Annotated in this window: 13 protein-coding genes, 1 tRNA gene and 2 pseudogenes; 8 read left to right on the top strand and 8 right to left on the bottom strand. The window is 68.4% G+C overall.

The window, feature by feature from the left end; translation table 11 throughout:
* Position 1: 1 nt before the first annotated feature.
* The 4 genes from DIE12_RS35865 to DIE12_RS35880 are packed head-to-tail and all read right to left on the bottom strand — an operon-like array spanning position 2 to position 4137.
* Positions 2-988, bottom strand: coding sequence for an acetyltransferase (locus tag DIE12_RS35865; RefSeq protein WP_124523596.1), 987 nt, complete (start codon positions 986-988; stop codon positions 2-4).
* Positions 989-1005: 17 nt separating this feature from the next.
* The gene (locus DIE12_RS35870) at positions 1006-1797 is read right to left on the bottom strand and encodes an SDR family oxidoreductase (RefSeq protein WP_124523598.1); all 792 of its coding nucleotides are present in this window, start codon (positions 1795-1797) and stop codon (positions 1006-1008) included.
* Positions 1798-1837: 40 nt separating this feature from the next.
* Complete coding sequence (locus DIE12_RS35875) at positions 1838-3031, bottom strand: sulfotransferase (protein WP_124523600.1); 1194 nt, start codon at positions 3029-3031, stop codon at positions 1838-1840.
* Complete coding sequence (locus DIE12_RS35880; protein ID WP_044847640.1) at positions 3028-4137, bottom strand: DUF1214 domain-containing protein; 1110 nt, start codon at positions 4135-4137, stop codon at positions 3028-3030. Before DIE12_RS35880 ends, DIE12_RS35875 begins: the two co-directional genes overlap by 4 nt.
* Before the next feature lie 189 nt (positions 4138-4326).
* Between DIE12_RS35880 and cysD the strand changes: the two are divergent.
* From cysD to DIE12_RS35905, 6 genes and pseudogenes are all read left to right on the top strand, one after another.
* A pseudogene (gene cysD / locus DIE12_RS35885) lies at positions 4327-5247 on the top strand (sulfate adenylyltransferase subunit CysD); the annotation flags it as partial.
* Positions 5247-7160 (top strand): sulfate adenylyltransferase subunit CysN, encoded by a 1914-nt coding sequence (gene cysN / locus DIE12_RS35890; protein ID WP_124523602.1) that lies wholly within the window; start codon positions 5247-5249, stop codon positions 7158-7160. The pseudogene cysD and the gene cysN, both read left to right, overlap by 1 nt.
* Positions 7161-7294: 134 nt before the next feature.
* Positions 7295-8482: a helix-turn-helix transcriptional regulator gene (locus tag DIE12_RS35895; RefSeq protein ID WP_044847637.1), complete on the top strand. Its 1188-nt coding sequence runs from the start codon at positions 7295-7297 to the stop codon at positions 8480-8482.
* Between the two features lie 276 nt (positions 8483-8758).
* Positions 8759-8896: a hypothetical protein gene (locus tag DIE12_RS38330; RefSeq protein ID WP_185500437.1), complete on the top strand. Its 138-nt coding sequence runs from the start codon at positions 8759-8761 to the stop codon at positions 8894-8896.
* Positions 8875-9068, top strand: a pseudogene (locus DIE12_RS38865) (MFS transporter); the annotation flags it as partial. The gene DIE12_RS38330 and the pseudogene DIE12_RS38865, both read left to right, overlap by 22 nt.
* The gene (locus DIE12_RS35905) at positions 9055-10104 is read left to right on the top strand and encodes a beta-propeller fold lactonase family protein (protein WP_124523603.1); all 1050 of its coding nucleotides are present in this window, start codon (positions 9055-9057) and stop codon (positions 10102-10104) included. The pseudogene DIE12_RS38865 and the gene DIE12_RS35905, both read left to right, overlap by 14 nt.
* 85 nt (positions 10105-10189) lie before the next feature.
* Here DIE12_RS35905 and DIE12_RS35910 read toward each other — a convergent pair whose 3' ends face one another.
* The gene (locus DIE12_RS35910) at positions 10190-11227 is read right to left on the bottom strand and encodes an AraC family transcriptional regulator (RefSeq protein WP_124523604.1); all 1038 of its coding nucleotides are present in this window, start codon (positions 11225-11227) and stop codon (positions 10190-10192) included.
* Positions 11228-11453: 226 nt separating this feature from the next.
* Between DIE12_RS35910 and DIE12_RS35915 the strand changes: the two genes are divergently transcribed.
* Entirely contained in the window at positions 11454-12566 is a 1113-nt protein-coding gene (locus tag DIE12_RS35915; protein ID WP_124523606.1) for a fatty acid desaturase, read from the top strand.
* A 67-nt stretch (positions 12567-12633) separates the two neighbouring features.
* Here DIE12_RS35915 and DIE12_RS35920 read toward each other — a convergent pair whose 3' ends face one another.
* Positions 12634-13269, bottom strand: a complete 636-nt coding sequence (locus tag DIE12_RS35920; RefSeq protein WP_124489534.1) for an HAD family hydrolase — start codon at positions 13267-13269, stop codon at positions 12634-12636.
* 224 nt (positions 13270-13493) lie between these two features.
* On the opposite strand from DIE12_RS35920, the gene DIE12_RS35925 reads away from it, so the two are divergent.
* A tRNA-Ser gene (locus DIE12_RS35925) sits at positions 13494-13584 on the top strand.
* Positions 13585-13669: 85 nt separating this feature from the next.
* Here DIE12_RS35925 and DIE12_RS35930 read toward each other — a convergent pair.
* Positions 13670-15685: a sodium:solute symporter family protein gene (locus DIE12_RS35930; RefSeq protein ID WP_124523739.1), complete on the bottom strand. Its 2016-nt coding sequence runs from the start codon at positions 15683-15685 to the stop codon at positions 13670-13672.
* Between the two features lie 3 nt (positions 15686-15688).
* Positions 15689-16033 (bottom strand): DUF4212 domain-containing protein, encoded by a 345-nt coding sequence (locus DIE12_RS35935; protein ID WP_124489532.1) that lies wholly within the window; start codon positions 16031-16033, stop codon positions 15689-15691.
* Positions 16034-16210 lie beyond the last annotated feature (177 nt).

Below are 16210 nucleotides of genomic sequence, written 5' to 3' on the forward strand. Positions count from 1 at the left end.
GTCAGTCGAGACGGAACGCCGCTTCGAAGCGCGCGGCGAACGCGTCGAATTCGGTTTCCGGCAGATGGTTGATGCCGCCCGCGCGCTTGCGCCCGCCGCCGGTCGGGAAGCCGCGGCAGAATTCGTCCGCGCCGAGCGCCCGGCCGTCCGGCACGCGCACGCTGACCACGAACCCGCCCTGCGCGCGCGGCGACAGCACCGCGAGCGCCGCATGCGGCGCATTGCGCATCCGCTCGTTCGCGAGCATCCCCGTCGCGCGCCGCGCCCACGGATGATCCGGCATCCTGATCAGCGTCGCGCCCGGCACGTCGCGCAACGGCGCGAGTGCGCCCGCGAGCGCCATGTCGTCGCGATAGCCGTCGCGCAACGCGGCGAACACCGGCGTGTCGCGCACGAAGTCGAGCGGATCGACGCATGGCAGCATCGCGTCGGCCAGCACCGCCGGATCGAAATGCAGGTCGCCGACGCATTCGCCGTAGGCGTTGTAGTTCAGGTAGAGGCCGAGTTCGGCCAGCGTGCCGCGTTCGGCTGCGTCGATCCCGTATGCGCGCGCGAGCGCGTCGCCGAGCGCCGGCAGTTCGTCGCCGAACGCCGCGACGATCGCCCAGCGCACATGCCGGCCGCCGAGACGGCGGTTCACGAGCGCGCTCGTGCAGACGTCGGCGGCCGTGTCGATATACGCGTCGAAACGCGGATCGCCGGGCAGCTCGCCCGCGAAGTGATGGTCGAAGTAGCGAACCGCGGCGCCGTCGCGCAGCAGCCGCGCGCATGCGTCGCGGTTCTGGTCGTGCGACACGTCGAGCACGGTCACGCGGTCGCCGGCCCGCGCGTCGATGCGCTCGAGCAGCCTGATGTCGCGCTTCACGCCGGTCACGAGCGTGCCGCGTTCGCCCTCCGCGAGCCGCAGCTGCTGCAGCGCGCACAGGCCGTCCGCGTCGCCGTTGAACGCGAAGAAGTGGCGCCCCTGTTCCTGTTGTCGTTCCTGCATGATCCGTTGCTCCGTTCTCAGGGCATGAAATCGCCGCCGTTCGCGTCGAGCGTCGCGCCGGTCACCGCGTTCGCGTAATCCGACGCGAGGAACAGCGCGGCGCGCGCGCAGTCGTCATCGGTCGGCAGCTTCGCGAGCGCGATGTTCGACGCGATCGGCGCGATGATCGCCTCCTCCGTCGTGCCGTACTCGGCGGCCGCCTGCCGGAAATACGTCTGCGTCGGCACGCCCCACATCCAGCCCATGTGGATGCTGTTCGCGCGGATCCCGTGCACGCCAAGCTCGCGCGCCAGGTATTTTGCCGCAACCGCGAGCGCGCCCTTCGATACAGCGTAGCCCGCTTCCCCTGCAAACGGCTTGCGGGTCGCCTGCGTGTTGATCATCACGATCGCGCCGCGCTTCTGCCGCTTCATGTGCGGCACGATTTCCTGCGTGAGCGTCATCGTGCCGAACACGTTGGTGTCGAACACCGCGCGCCAGCCGTCGAGATCGGCTTCCTCGACCGGCTCCGGGAACGTGCCGTGCGCGAACGCGCTGTTCACGAGCGCGTCGATCCGGCCGAAGCGCTCGACCGCCTGCGTCGCGAGCCGCCGGCACTGCGCGCGCTCCGCGATGTCGGTGCGCACCTTCAGCACGTCGCACGCGACGCCGAGTGCGCGGATCCGTGCTTCCGCGTCGTCGAGCTTGTCCATCGTGCGTGCCGCGACGACCACGCCGCGCGCGCCCTCGCGTGCCGCCTCGACGGCGAGCTTCACACCGAGCCCCGGTCCGATCCCTGAAATCACGACGATCTTGTCCTTCAGCAACATGGGTTGTCTCCTGGTTGTCGTTCGTCTCGCGGGCGCGCCGTCAGCCGGCCGCCCGCAGGTGCCGCGCGCGATACGCGGCGAAGTCGTGCTCCAGTTGCGCATCGGTGAAGCCGAAGCGCGCGATCGAGTAATCGTGCGCGGCGCGCTTGTCGCGGCCGTTGCGCGCCATCCAGGCCGTCATCGCCGCGCGCTGCGGCGCATCGAGCGACATGCCCGCGAAGCGGTACACGGCTTCGGCCACGCCGAGCGGATCCGACACCGTGTCCTCGAAACGCACGTCGAGAAAGCGCTCGGCCGGCAGCGCGTCGCGCGCCGTCATCGCCGCGCCGATCGCGCGCGCCATGCCGGCGTTCCACTGCGCGCCGACCGTGCGCGGATCAGGGTCGTCCGCATACATCTGCCACAGCGTGTGCGCCATGCTCGCCATCGACGGAATCGTCTGCGCCGGGTCGCGATGCGTGAGCACGACCTGTGCCCGCGGAAACACGCGGCACAGCACGTCGAGCGCATGCAGATGCTGCGGCGTCTTCAGCAGCCAGCGCGCGGCCGCTGCGACGCCGCGTTGCGCCTTCTGCCACTGCAGGAACTGCAGCATCCGCTTCAGGTGCGTATAGACCGGCGTCAGGTCCTGCTTCGCGAGCCACGCCGTATAGCCCGGCACGTTCGCGTACGAATCCATCGCGCACACGAACGAATGCTCCATCAGCATGAACTCCTCGTCGGCAAGCATCGCGTCGAGCGGATGGATCGCGAGGATCTGCGGAATGCAGTCGATCATCGTCGCGACCTCGGCCTGCGCGCGCGCGATGCGCACGCTCGGCGCGTCGAGCGTCTCCCCGGCGAGCGGCGCCGGATAGCGCGTTTCCCACCACGCGGCCGAATAAAAGCGCGGATCGACCGCGAGCAGCCGCTGCAGCAGCGTCGTGCCGGTGCGCGGCAGCCCGACGATCACGAGCGGATCGTCGATCTCGATGTCGGCGATCTCCGGATGACGGCCGAAGTAATCCTCGATAACGAGCCGGTTCACGAGCTGGCCGACGAGTTTCTCGCGCATCATCGCCACACCGCGCGCCGACAGCTTCGCTTCGTCGATCAGCGATGCGCACATCACGTCGAGCGCCTCGCGATACGGGCCGTCGCCGAACACGGTGAGGCCGCCCGTGCGCGACACGGCCTCGGCGATCAGCGCGTCGGCGTCGAGCTGGGTGCGGATCGGGTCGAGCGGCGCGTTCATGCGGCCTCCTTCAGCGCGGCGAGCTTGACGACGCGCGTGCGCGGATGCACCGGCTGCGCGGCGCCGACCCAGCGCCAGCAGATCGTGCCGGTGCGATGCCCGGCCGTATCGAGCCAGTTCGCGCCACCCGGCCGCGACGCGGCGACCACCACCGTCACGCCGCCATCCGCATTCAGCCGCGCGCTGTGCTTGTTCACGCAGATGTCGAAGTGCCGATAGTCGAGCGACTCCATCCAGTAATTGTTGAGCTGCACGTTCCAGAAATCGCAGTCGGGCACGGTGTCGACGTCGATCACCAGCGCCTCGTCGTCGGCGAGCGACCAGCACGAGTGGTAGTAGTAGATGTTCGGATCGCCACCGACCGACTGGCACAGCGCCTGGTCCGCAGGCGGCAGCGCGTTTACGTGCGAGCCGTAGCTCGCGGCCCAGTCGGCGAACAGCTTCGCCGTCTGCTCGACGAACTGCGCGGCGCGCGTGAGGCCGCCCTGCAGCACGAGCGGATCGAGCGGCGCCGGGCGATCGTGCGCGCCGATGCGTTCGATCTTCAATTGCGCGGGCGTCTCCGCGCGCCGGTCGAGGAAAGTCTGACGCACCAGCAGCGCGTTCGTACCCGGCTCCATGCGCACCCAGTTGCCCGCGCGCGGCGTTTCGCTCAGCACGATCTCGAAGCTGCCGTCCGGCGCGAGCTCGAGCTGCTTCGCGTCGAGAAACCCGGTCTGCAGCATCTTGCCGTCCGTCTCGTAACCGCCCTTCTGCGTGCCGAAGCTCAGGTATGCGACCGTGCCGCGCCGCCCCGTCACACGATATTCGCAGCGGCCGTCGAGGCGCGCGTACTGGTACAGGTTGTCGGGATTGTCGGCGCCGATCTTCGCGGTCTCGTGCGACGGCGAGAAGAAGCCGGGCCACGCGCCGTCCGCGAACTCGACGTGCATTTCGAGCGCGATGCGCATCAGCCGGCTCAGGTAGCGGAATCCTTCCGCGCGCGTGAGCGGATCGTCCGGCGCCTCGGCGCGCAGGATCTGCTCGCCGCTGCGTTTCAGGGTGTCGCAGAAATCGGCCCAGGTCTGGCCCGAAAGCAATTGCGTGGCGCGTGTGTCGTCCGTCATGTGTCGTCTCCGCCGATGGTCGAGCGCTCACCTTAAGCGAGCGCCTCGCGCGCCACTTCGTCCGGGTGGACTAAGGAAAGATCCGCTGCCCGCCGCGCCGCGTGTTAGTCCACCCGGACGAAGAACGGCACCGCCCTCGCTCGATACCGTTGGCGTCATGCACGAAACGCCGCACATGTCGCGCGGCGCCGGCATGCAACAAGGAGACGAACGATGTTGACCCACTTGGAGCGACTGGAGGCCGAAAGCATCCACATCATGCGCGAGGTGGTCGCGGAAAGCGAAAACCCAGTGATGCTCTATTCGATCGGCAAGGACAGCTCGGTCATGCTGCATCTCGCGATGAAGGCCTTCTACCCGGCGAAGCCGCCCTTTCCGCTGCTGCACGTCGATACGACGTGGAAGTTCCGCGAGATGATCGCGTTTCGCGACGAGACGGCCGCGCGCCTCGGCCTCGACCTGCGCGTGCACGTGAATCCCGACGGCGTCGCGAACGACATCAATCCGTTCACGCACGGCTCGGCCGTGCACACCGACGTGTGGAAAACGCAGGGACTCAAGCAGGCGCTCGACCACTACGGTTTCGACGCCGCGTTCGGCGGCGCGCGCCGCGACGAGGAGAAATCGCGCGCGAAGGAGCGCATCGTGTCGCTGCGCTCGGAGCAGCACCGCTGGGATCCGAAGCGCCAGCGTCCCGAACTCTGGTCGCTGTACAACGCGCGCAAGCGCCGCGGCGAAAGCCTGCGCGTGTTCCCGATTTCCAACTGGACCGAGCTCGACATCTGGCAATACATCCGGCTGCACGACATTCCGATCGTTCCGCTCTACTACGCGAAGGAGCGGCCGGTGGTCGAGCGCGACGGCGCGCTGATCATGGTCGACGACGAACGCCTGCCGCTGCGCGACGGCGAAGTGCCGCAGACGCGCAAGGTGCGCTTTCGCACGCTCGGCTGCTATCCGCTGACGGGCGCGATCGACAGCGACGCGAGCTCGCTCGACGACATCCTGCAGGAAATGCGCGACACGCGCACGTCCGAGCGCCAGGGACGACTGATCGACAGCGATTCGGCCGGTTCGATGGAAAAGAAGAAACAGGAGGGATATTTCTGATGGCACACGTACTCACCGCCCCCGAGGCACTTGCGCACACGACGCCCGACATGCACTCCGACGATGCGCAACCGAAGGACCTGCTGCGCTTCATCACGTGCGGCAGCGTCGACGACGGCAAGAGCACGCTGATCGGCCGTCTGCTCTACGAATCGAACCTGCTGTTCGACGATCAGTTGACCCAGCTCGAAGCCGATTCGAAGAAGGTCGGCACGCAAGGCGGCGAACTCGATTTCGCGCTGCTCGTCGACGGCCTGTCGGCCGAGCGCGAACAGGGCATCACGATCGACGTCGCGTACCGCTTCTTCGCGACCGCGCGACGCAAGTTCATCGTCGCCGATACGCCCGGCCACGAGCAGTACACGCGCAACATGATCACCGGCGCGTCGACCGCCGATCTCGCGGTGATCCTGATCGACGCGCGCAAGGGCGTGCTCACGCAAACGCGCCGCCACAGCCATCTCGTCGCGCTGATCGGCATCAAGCGCGTCGTGCTCGCAATCAACAAGATGGACCTGGTCGACTACGACCGCGCCGTGTTCGAGCGTATCGATGCCGACTACCGCGCGTTCGCGGCCGAACTCGGCCTCGACGAAATCGTCAGCATTCCGATGTCCGCGCTGCGCGGCGACAACGTGATCGCATCGAGCGAGCGGATGCCATGGTACGCGGGCCCCCCGCTGATGCGGCATCTCGACACGCTGCCGCTCGTCGAGCGCGTGACGCGCGACGAGCCGTTCCGGCTGCCCGTGCAATGGGTCAACCGTCCGCACCTGAACTTCCGCGGTTATGCCGGCAGCATCGCGTCGGGCGAAGTGCGCGTCGGCGAACGCGTGCGCGTGCTGCCGTCCGGCAAGGAGAGCCGCGTTGCGTCGGTGATCACGCCGGCCGGCGAAGCCGATGTCGCGCGCGCCGGCGAAGCGGTGACGCTCACGCTCGCCGACGAGATCGACGTGAGCCGCGGCGACATGATCGCGCGTGCCGACGCGCCGCCGGAAGTCGCCGACCAGTTCGAGGCGACGCTCGTGTGGATGCACGACGAACCGCTGCTGCCGGGCCGGCCGTATCTCGTGAAGCTCGGCACGCAGACGGTCGGCGCGACCTGCGCGACGCCGAAGTACAAGATCGACGTGAACACGCGCGAGCATCTCGCCGCGCGCACGCTCGCGCTGAACGAGATCGGCGTGTGCAACCTGAGCTTCGACCGGCCCGTCGCGTTCGATCCGTACGACCTGAATCGCCACACCGGCGGCTTCATCGTGATCGACCGCTTCACCAACGACACGGTCGGCGCCGGGATGCTGCACTTCGCGCTGCGCCGCGCGCACAACGTGCACTGGCAGGCCGTCGATGTCGACCGCGACGCGCGCGCGGTGCAGAAGGCGCAGACGCCGCGCATCGTATGGCTGACCGGGCTGTCGGGCGCGGGCAAGTCGACGATCGCGAACCTCGTCGAGCGGCGCCTGCATGCGCTCGGCAAGCACACGTACCTGCTCGACGGCGACAACGTGCGGCACGGCCTGAACCGCGATCTCGGCTTCACCGAGGCCGATCGCGTGGAGAACATCCGGCGCGTGGCCGAAGTCGCGCGGCTGATGCTCGATGCCGGGCTCATCACGCTCGTGTCGTTCATCTCGCCGTTCCGCGCGGAACGCGACATGGCGCGCGCGCTGGTTCGTCCCGACGAGTTCGTCGAAGTGTTCGTCGACACGCCGCTCGCGGTCGCCGAGGAACGCGATCCGAAGGGGCTGTACAAGAAGGCGCGCAAGGGCGAACTGAAGCACTTCACGGGAATCGACTCGCCGTACGAGCCGCCGGCGCAGCCGGAACTGCGCATCGATACGGTGGCCGAGTCGCCGGAGGCCGCGGCGGAACGCATCGTCGCGTACCTGCTGCGCGAACGCACCGCGTAAGCGGCGCCGGGGGCTGCGCACGCTGCGTCGCTCCGGCACGGCCCGCGTCGTCTACTCCGTTCGGATGACGCGGGCGGCTGGCCTGTCGGTATGCTGGCTCGGGAGCATTCACCCCGACCCAGGAGAACACGAGCATGCGGATCGCGCTGGCGCCCGGCGACACGGCCGCACACGACAGCTTCGACGACGCGGCATGGACGGCCCGCGAACTCAGCGCGTGGCTCGGGCTCGTCTATCAGGGCCCGTCCGAGACGACGCCTTGGGCGGGCTTTCTCGAAGCGATGCGCGTGCGGCTCGACGCGAGCTTCACGACGCTCGTGCTGCGCAGCCCGCGCGGCACGCGGCGCGGGCTCATCATCAACGCATCGACCCACGGCCCGCTGCTGCCCGGCGAACCATCGTACAGCGAAGAGTTCTACGCGCTGTGCCCGTTTCTCGACCACCCGCCCGGCCAGGTGTTCACGGCCGACACGCTGTTCGGCGCGACGCGCTGGTGCGCGCACGATTTCTACCGGCAATACCTACAGCCGCTCGACCTGCGCTTCATCCTCGGCGCGAATCTGCGCGGCGAGCGCGGCGTCGAGTGCGCGTTCTTCGTGAGCCGCCCGCATCATGCGCGCGACTTCGACGCGGCCGAACGCGCGCAGGTCGCGACGCTGCTGCCGCACCTGCAGCGCGCGGTCGAGCTGCACGCGGCGCTCGACGTGCTCGACGCCGAACGCGCGCTGTACGCGGGCACGGTCGACCGGCTCGACGTCGGCACCGCGATCCTCGACGAGGACGGTCGCGTGATCAAGCACAACCGCATCGCCGAGCGGCTGTTCGAGCAGCAGGACGGCCTGTGCCTGCGCCAGGAGCGGCTCCATGCATCGTGCCCGCTCGACGAGCGCCGGCTGCAGAAGGCGCTGCAGGCCGCGCTCGAGCATTTCCGCGCGGGTGCGCTCGGCCGCATCGAGGCCACCACGCTGTCGCGCCCCGGCGGCGCGATGCCGTTGAACGTGCTGCTGCGCCCGCTCGCGCCCTTTCACGGCGCGGAGGACCGCCAGCACCGGCCGGCCGTCGCGGTGTTCGTCCGCGATCCGGCGTCGTCGCCGCAGACCTCGCGCGACATGCTGCACCGGCTGTTCCGCCTCACGCCGATGGAAACCGAGATCGCGCTGCTGCTCGTCGACGGCCTGACGCTCGACGAAGCGGCCGCCGCGACCGGCATCACGAAGAACACCGCCCGTGCGCATCTGCGCGGAATCTTCGCGAAGACGGGCGCGACGCGGCAGGCCGTGCTCGTGAAGATGCTGCTGAACAGCGTCGTGTCGATGGCATAGCGGGCCGCGTACGAGGCCGGCAGGTTGCCGGAGCGAAGTCCGCCGCAGAGCAGCACCGAGCGGCATGCCTGCCAACCCACGTCATCCGTCATCAGACGTGATCGCGCACGGCGACAACGTCCCGACATTTCCCGATTTTTGAATACGCTCCGGGTAAACCCGTGACGTCATATCAGGATCTCAAGCGTACCATGTCATACGACAACATACTACTTAGATCCCCACCCGACGCGAACGCGGGCCGCTGCCCCGTTCGCCGCCCGCCCGGAGACTCCCTTGACCTCGCCCGCCCTGCCCGGCCGCGCCCCGCTCGCATCCGCCACCTCGAAAGTGAAATGGCACGTGCTGCCGCTCGTGTCGATCATGTTCATCGCGGACGATATCGACCGCTGCCGACGGCCTTCGGCTATCTGAAGCAACATACGGGTTCGATCGCGGGCGGCCGGGATGCGCTCGCGATCGCGTTCCTAGTCGCCACGGTCGCCGCGCCGTTCGCGCGCACGCGCCGCGCAGCGATCCGCCGCGCGGCCTGCCGACCGGCGAGTCCTTCACGCACACCGCAATGCTCCGCCATGCCGAACACTGACCGCCTGACCGTCGTCGTCCCGAATGCCGTCGACGGCGACCTCGCCACGTTCTCGCTCACGTCCGACGGCACGCTCGCGCCGCTCGCCCGCTACCCGGCCGGCGACGTCGCGATGCCGGTCGCCGTGCAACCCGATCGCGCGCGGCTGTACGTCGCGACGCGCGGCGAGCAGCCGACGATCGTCGCATTCCGCGTCGCCGCAGCCACCGGCGCGCTCGCCCGCATCGGCGCGACCGCGATCGACGCGAGCCTCGCCTACCTGTCGCTCGACCGCAGCGGCCGCTGGCTGCTCGGCGCGTCGTACGGCGGCCATTCGTTGAGCCTCTACGACGCCGCGCGCGTGCGCGACGGCGACGGCGCAGCGCTGCAGGTCGCGCACGGCATCGCGAACGCACATGCGGTCGTCGTGTCGCCGGACAACCGCTTCGCGTACGTGAGCTCGCTCGGCTCGGACCGGATCTTCACGTTCGCGCTGATCGAGGATGCCGGCGGCCTGCGTGCGGTCGAGCACGGCGAAACGCGCGTGCCGGGCGGCTTCGGGCCGCGCCACCTGCGCTTCGCGCGCGACGGCCGGATGCTGGTCGCGGTCGGCGAATTCCAGGCCACGCTCGCGACCTTCGCGCGCGACGCCGACAGCGGCCGCCTCGGCGACGCACGGGTCAGCGCGCGCCACCCGGCCGTCGCCGGCCTCGCGCAAGGCCATGCGCGCCCGCCCGCGCCGACCGGGGCCGCCGTGTGGGCTGCCGATCTCCACCTGACGCCCGACGAGCGCTTCGCGTATGTGAGCGAACGCACGTCGAGCCAGTTGCTCTGCTATCGCCGCGATGCGGACGGCGCCTTCGAACCCATACACGCGACGGCCACCGAAACGCAGCCGCGCGGCTTCGCGATCGATCCGTCGGGACGCTGGCTCGTCGCGTGCGGCGAGCAGTCGGAATACGTGTCGGTGTACGCGATCGCGCCGGACGACGGCACGCTGGCGTTGCACGCCCGCGTGCCGGGCGGCCGCGGGGCGAATTGGGTGGCGATCGTCTGACGGGTCCATCGACCGATGGATCCCATGATCGCTTCATCGACGCCGGGCGCACGACCGGCACCGGCCCGCGCCGCCCGGCGCGCAGTCAGCGCCGCTCGCTCGGCGCGACGCCGGTCCAGCGCTTGAACGCACGCGTGAAATTCGCGCGGTCGGTATAGCCGATCCGCGCCGCGATCTCGTCGACCGGCAGGCGCGTGCCCTCGAGCAACCGGAGCGCATCGCGCAGCCGGATCTCGTCGAGCAGCGCCGAATAGGTCGCACCGAATTCCGCGAGCTTGCGTTTGAGCGTGCGCGCCGACACATGCAGTTCGCGCGCGACCTCGTCCACCGACGGATATCCGGTGTCGCCGCAGATCAGCAGGTTGCGCACGCGCTCGACGATGCTTTCCGCATAGCCGAGCCGCGCGAGTTCGGCCTCGCATTGCTGGACGATCATCTGCGCGGTCTGCGCGTTCGCGGTGCCGATCGGCTCGTCGAGCAGCGCGGCGTCGCAGCGGATGCGGTTCGCGCTCGCGTCGAAATGACAGCGCGGCAGCCGCGCGCGATAGCGCTCGAACCACGGCGGTTCGGGCCATTCGAAATGCAGCTCGGCGCGCGACTGCAGCGTGCGCCCCGGCGCGGGATCGAGCAGCGAGTTGAACAGGATCGCCGTCTCGACCAGGAAGTTCTCCACCGCGAACTGGCGCAACCGGCCGAGCGGAAACGCCTCGAGCACGTCGATGTCGACTATCCCGTCGAGCTCAGCGAGCCGTACCGAAAAGAACGGCACGCGCGTCGGCAGGTAGCGGATGCCGAGCGCGATCGCCTCGCCGAGCGTTGCGCAACTCATCAGCCCGAAGCCGATCAGCCCGGATTTCGTGAGGCTGCTGCGCAGGCCGATCTCGATCGCGATCGACGGATCGCCCGTCGCCTCGAGCAGGTTGAACACGATCGCCGCCTGCTGCAGCGGCGTGATGCGCGCGTCGGGCTGCGCGAGCCGCTCGCGCTCGACGCCCGAGCCGGCGAGAATCCGGCCGCCATCGATGCCGCGCTCCTCGGCGAGCATCAGCATGAACAGCGCATACGCGGACGATACCGTCGCCTTGTTCAGCTGGCGCGCGGCATCCGGGGCGGACAGGGCCATGCGGCGGACTCCGGAGCGGTTTCGGCGGATTGTAGCGCTGCTGGCCCGCAATGACACCGCAGCGGCATTCTAGCCGCCCGATGCGGCATCGCACGCCCGCGCACCGGCCACCGTGACCCGAAATGACACCATCATTGGCACCGGCGGCCCTCGCATGCGCTCCGGGGCGCGCCTATGCTTGTCACATCGGCATTGCGCCCCACTCTTTCCGCACGGATTCCGGTCGATGAGCCAACCCGCACGAACCGTCTTTCGCCACGACGCCGACAAGGTCGCGTATGTCCGCCGCGAGGTCAACGCCGCGAGCGACGCGATCCGCGCGCGCTTTCCGCTGCTCGACAACCAGAACCTCGTCGGCGCGACCGTGATGGCCGTGTCGGTGGGCGCGATGCTCGCGATCGCATGGCTGTATGCGCGCAGCGCGATCGCGTGGTACGTCGCGTTGCCGCTCGCCGCGTTCGTCACGTCGCTGATCCACGAACTCGAGCACGACCTGATCCACCTGATGTACTTCAAGAAGACGCCGTGGGCCTATCACCTGATGATGGCGCTGTGCTGGCTCACGCGGCCGGGCACGATCAACCCGTGGACGCGCCGGCGCATGCACCTGCATCACCACAAGGTATCGGGCGGCGAATCGGATCTCGAGGAATTCGGCATCACCAACGGCGAACGCTGGGGCGTGAAGCGGCTGCTGATGATCGCGGACGGCATGCTCGCCGTCGTGCTGCGGCCGGATGCGATGCGCCGCAAGGTCAAGCAGTACGTGGCCGCGCAGCCGGTGCAGGATGCGGCCGAGCGTGCGCAGTTGCGCATCGAGCAGGTGTCGTCCTACATGCCGGTCGGTCACGCGTACTACGCGCTGTGGCACGCGTTCATCGTGTATCACGCCGGCCTGTTCGCGTTGCATGCGTTCGGCTACGCGGTGACCGTGCCGGCCGTCGTCGAGCGCGTGATGAGCGTCGTCGATTTCCTCGCGGTCGTGTGGCTCGGGCCGAACTTCGTGCGCAGCTTCTGCATCAACTTCGTCAGCTCGAACATGCATTACTTCGGCGACATCGATTCGCGCAACGTGATCCAGCAGACCCAGGTGCTCAACCCGTGGTGGATGCTGCCGTTCCAGCTGTTCTGCTTCAACTTCGGCAGCACGCACGCGATCCATCACTTCGTGGTGCGCGATCCGTTCTACATCCGGCAGCTGACCGCGCGCACCGCGCATGCGGCGCTGCGTGAAGTCGGCGTGCGGTTCAACGATGTCGGCACGTTCAGGCGAGCCAATCGCTGGGGCGCGTATCGTCCGATTCACGGTGCGCGCGGCGCGCAGCGGGCCGACGCGTAACGGCGGGCGGCGCGGCTCGCCGCGCGGGTCCCCGCGGGTCCCGTCAGTCGGTCAGTCGATTAGCTGGTCAGTCGGTCAGTCCTTCAGCGCCGATCGCCGGCATCGGTCCCTGCCCGCGGATCCATGCCCGGTTCGCGAGTTCGGCCATTTCCTTGTCGCCGCGGCTGTCGCCGTACGCGAACAGCTTCGCGGGCGGCTGATTTCCCCACCAGCCGCGCAAGCGCACGACCTTCTGCGGGCCCCAGCAGTTCTCGCCGTTCAGCCGCCCGGCAAACGCGCCGCGCTCGAACGCGAGGCGCGTCGCGAGCACCGTGCCGATGCCGACCGTCTTCGCCCACTTCTCCAGATACAGCGACGGCGACGCGCTGACCAGCACGACTTCATGCCCGCGCGCCTGATGCTCGCGCACCCGTTCCAGCATGTCCGGACGCACGAGGTTCGGCAGATAACCATCGACGAAGCGGCGCGCGAGCGCGTCGAGCGCGTCCTCGCGGATCGGCCCGAACGCGAACCAAGCGAACTTCGCCTTCGCATCGCCGCGCGACAAGAGGCCCGCCTTCATCGCGACGATCCACGGCAGCGCGCGCAGCCCGGCCCATGCGAAACGCGGCGTGCCGACCGCGTAGCGGACGAAATGACGGAAGCTGTCGGTGGTCGTGATGGTGCCGTCGAAATCGAATGCGGCGACGATGCGGTCGGTCATGGAGAGGCGGGAAAGCGGTGAGATGCCCGGGAAGATAGCAGAGTCGGGACGCCGTGCGTGCGGGCGCGGGCGTGAGTTGAGGGCACGGCTCTTCCGCGGCGGCTGCATTCGGACGACGCAGGGCCGCCGCGCGAGCCGCGGGAGGCGGCTTCCCGGTTAATTTCAGTGGCTCGCCAAAGAGAGTGGCGGGAGGCCGCCAGAGTTTGCTATACTTTCGGTCTTCCGGAGAGATGGATGAGTGGTTTAAGTCGCACGCCTGGAAAGCGTGTATAGGTTAATCGCCTATCGGGGGTTCGAATCCCCCTCTCTCCGCCAGAACGCAGGAAGCCCCTTGATTCCCCTGAGAAATCAAGGGGCTTTCTTTTTCCCGCCACGATGCCCCCCATCCAGCGCCTTCGCGTCACGGATGCCGAATGTAATCCACCAACGCCCGCGTATACTCATCCGGCTGCCGATCTAACAGGCTGACTGCGATCGCCACCGCGAACCCCGCCGGCACGCCGAACACGCCTGAACTGATCGGCTCGATCCCGAACCACGTCTGCCCGGCGAATCCGGTGAGCTGCGTGAAGTACGGATAAGTCGACACGATGTAGTACACGCACACCGCGAGCCCCGTCACCATCCCGGCGATCGCACCGCGCGTCGTCGTGCGTTTCCAGAACACCCCAAGCACGAGCACCGGAAAGAAACTCGACGCCGCGAGCGAAAACGCCGCCCCGACCAGAAACAGGATCTTCCCGGTATTGAGCGACGCGACATACGACGCGAACAGCGCGACACCGAGCAGCAAAACCTTCGAGATCGTCACGCGCCGCTGGCTCGACGCATCCGGCGCGACCATGCAGTAATAGACGTCGTGCGACAACGCATTCGCGATCGTCAGCAGCAACCCGTCCGCGGTCGACAGCGCTGCAGCCAGCGCACCGGCCGCGATCAGCCCCGACACGACATACGGCAGCCCCGCGATCTCCGGCGCGGCGAGCACGACCATGTCCGGCTGCATCTGGATCTCGGACCAGTGCACGATGCCGTCGCGAACCACCTCGACGACGCTGATCAGGTCCGGCTCGAAGTGATGCCACTGCGTGACCCACGCGGGCAATTCAGCGGTCGGCCGCCCGACGAGGTTGGTCAGAATCTCGTACTTGATCATCACCGCGAGCACCGGCACGCTCAGGTAGAACAGCGCGATGAAGAACAGCGTCCAGCCGACCGAGCGCCGCGCGGATGCGACCGACGTCGTCGTGTTGTAGCGCGTGAGGATGTGCGGCAGGCTCGCGGTGCCGAGCGACAGGCACAGCAACAACGCAAGGAAATTCCGCTCGCGCGGCTTGCGGTCGTCGTCGTTCGCCGCGGGAAACGGCTCGTGCATCGGCACGGGCGGCTCGGCGCGTGCCAGCAGGTCGTCGCGCGCCTGTGTCCACGTCACGCGCGCCGCCGTCGGGTCGCGCGGAAAGTCCGCCAGCTCGCGCTCGCGCTGGTTGATCTCGCGCAGCGGCCCGTTGTGGCGCCGCAGGTCCGCGAGCTGGTCGACGAGTTGCCGGCGTGCATCCGCATATGATGCGGGCAAGCGATCGAGCTGCGCCTGCACGGCCGCCGCCTGCCGGCGATACGCATCGCGCACCTGCTGCTCCTCGGCCGCGTCGCGCAGCTGCGCCTCACGCGCCGCCACGCGTTCCATCAGCTTGCCGTAATTGAACTGCGGCACCGGCCCGAGCCCGTTCTTCATCGCGATCAGCGACACGGGAATCAGGATCGCGCTGATCAGGATGATGTACTGCGCGACCTGCGTCCACGTGACCGCGCGCATTCCGCCGAGAAACGAACACACGAGAATGCCCGCGAGCCCGCAGAAGATCCCGATCGCGAAATCGACGCCGATGAAGCGCGTCGCGATCAGCCCGATCCCCTGGATCTGCGCGACCAGATAGACGAACGAGCACAGGATCGCCGCGCCGGCCGCGAGCGCGCGCACGGCGGTGCTCGAAAAGCGCGTGCCGAGGAAATCGGGAATCGTGTAGCGCGCGAGCTTGCGCACGTACGGCGCAAGCAGGAACGCAACGAGGCAGAACCCGCCGGTCCACCCCATCACGTACGCGAGCGCATCGTAGCCGGTTGCGTAGAGCGAGCCGGCAAGGCCGATGAACGACGCCGCCGACAGCCAGTCGGCCGCCGTCGCCATTCCGTTGAACGCGGATGGGACGCGCCGCCCGGCCACGTAGTATTCGACGAGATCGGACGTGCGCGACAGCAGCCCGATCACCGCATACACGGCGATCGGCACGAACAGGAACACATAGCCGATCCACACGCCGGAGCCGGTCGCGCGCTCGATCCGCCACAGCAGCAGCACGAACCCGAGAAAGCCGAGTGTGTAAAGCGCGTACGCGCGAATCAGTCGATGCGTCAGCATGGATCAGCGAGCATGGTGCGCATTGCCCGCGTGCGCGGCATGTTCGTCGTACGCGCGCCGCAGCATGCGGTCCGCGCGTTGCATCAAGCCGATGTAGACGACGATCAGCACGAGATACACGAGAATCGCGCCCTGCGCACCGACATAGAACGGCAGGCTGAAACCGGCGAAGCGAATGCCCGCGAGCGCGGGCGCGAAGAACGGCACGACGAACGACACAGTGAAGCCGATCGCCATCAGCACCAGGATCAATGCGACGTTGAAGCGCCAATAGCGCGCATGCGCACGCGCGAGCGGCTCGGGAACGGGCGGCGGCGCGGCAGGCGCCGGACGGTGCGGAACGGTCATGCCGTTATTTAGCAAAAAGCCCCTGCGCAGGCAATCGGGATTGCCGCGCAGGGGCCCGTGCGCGCAACGTGCGCAACAGGCGCGATCAGCGCACTTCGGCGAGCTGCTCGAGGATCGCCGGGTTCTCGAGCGTGGACGTGTCCTGCGTGATCGCCTCGCCCTTCGCGAGCGAGCGCA

Source organism: Burkholderia sp. Bp9015, from assembly GCF_003853505.1.
In the GTDB taxonomy this organism is placed as follows: Bacteria; Pseudomonadota; Gammaproteobacteria; order Burkholderiales; family Burkholderiaceae; genus Burkholderia.

What these genes read in the sequence shown, in the direction of transcription:
- DIE12_RS35910 (WP_124523604.1), bottom strand. Translation starts at nt 11,227, where the DNA reads ATGGCCCTGTCCGCCCCGGATGCCGCGCGCCAGCTGAACAAGGCGACG.
- DIE12_RS35895 (WP_044847637.1), top strand. Translation starts at nt 7,295, where the DNA reads ATGCGGATCGCGCTGGCGCCCGGCGACACGGCCGCACACGACAGCTTC.
- DIE12_RS35870 (WP_124523598.1), bottom strand. Translation starts at nt 1,797, where the DNA reads ATGTTGCTGAAGGACAAGATCGTCGTGATTTCAGGGATCGGACCGGGG.
- cysN (WP_124523602.1), top strand. Translation starts at nt 5,247, where the DNA reads ATGGCACACGTACTCACCGCCCCCGAGGCACTTGCGCACACGACGCCC.
- DIE12_RS35875 (WP_124523600.1), bottom strand. Translation starts at nt 3,031, where the DNA reads ATGAACGCGCCGCTCGACCCGATCCGCACCCAGCTCGACGCCGACGCG.
- DIE12_RS35915 (WP_124523606.1), top strand. Translation starts at nt 11,454, where the DNA reads ATGAGCCAACCCGCACGAACCGTCTTTCGCCACGACGCCGACAAGGTC.
- DIE12_RS35935 (WP_124489532.1), bottom strand. Translation starts at nt 16,033, where the DNA reads ATGACCGTTCCGCACCGTCCGGCGCCTGCCGCGCCGCCGCCCGTTCCC.
- DIE12_RS35905 (WP_124523603.1), top strand. Translation starts at nt 9,055, where the DNA reads ATGCCGAACACTGACCGCCTGACCGTCGTCGTCCCGAATGCCGTCGAC.
- DIE12_RS35920 (WP_124489534.1), bottom strand. Translation starts at nt 13,269, where the DNA reads ATGACCGACCGCATCGTCGCCGCATTCGATTTCGACGGCACCATCACG.
- DIE12_RS35865 (WP_124523596.1), bottom strand. Translation starts at nt 988, where the DNA reads ATGCAGGAACGACAACAGGAACAGGGGCGCCACTTCTTCGCGTTCAAC.
- DIE12_RS35930 (WP_124523739.1), bottom strand. Translation starts at nt 15,685, where the DNA reads ATGCTGACGCATCGACTGATTCGCGCGTACGCGCTTTACACACTCGGC.
- DIE12_RS35880 (WP_044847640.1), bottom strand. Translation starts at nt 4,137, where the DNA reads ATGACGGACGACACACGCGCCACGCAATTGCTTTCGGGCCAGACCTGG.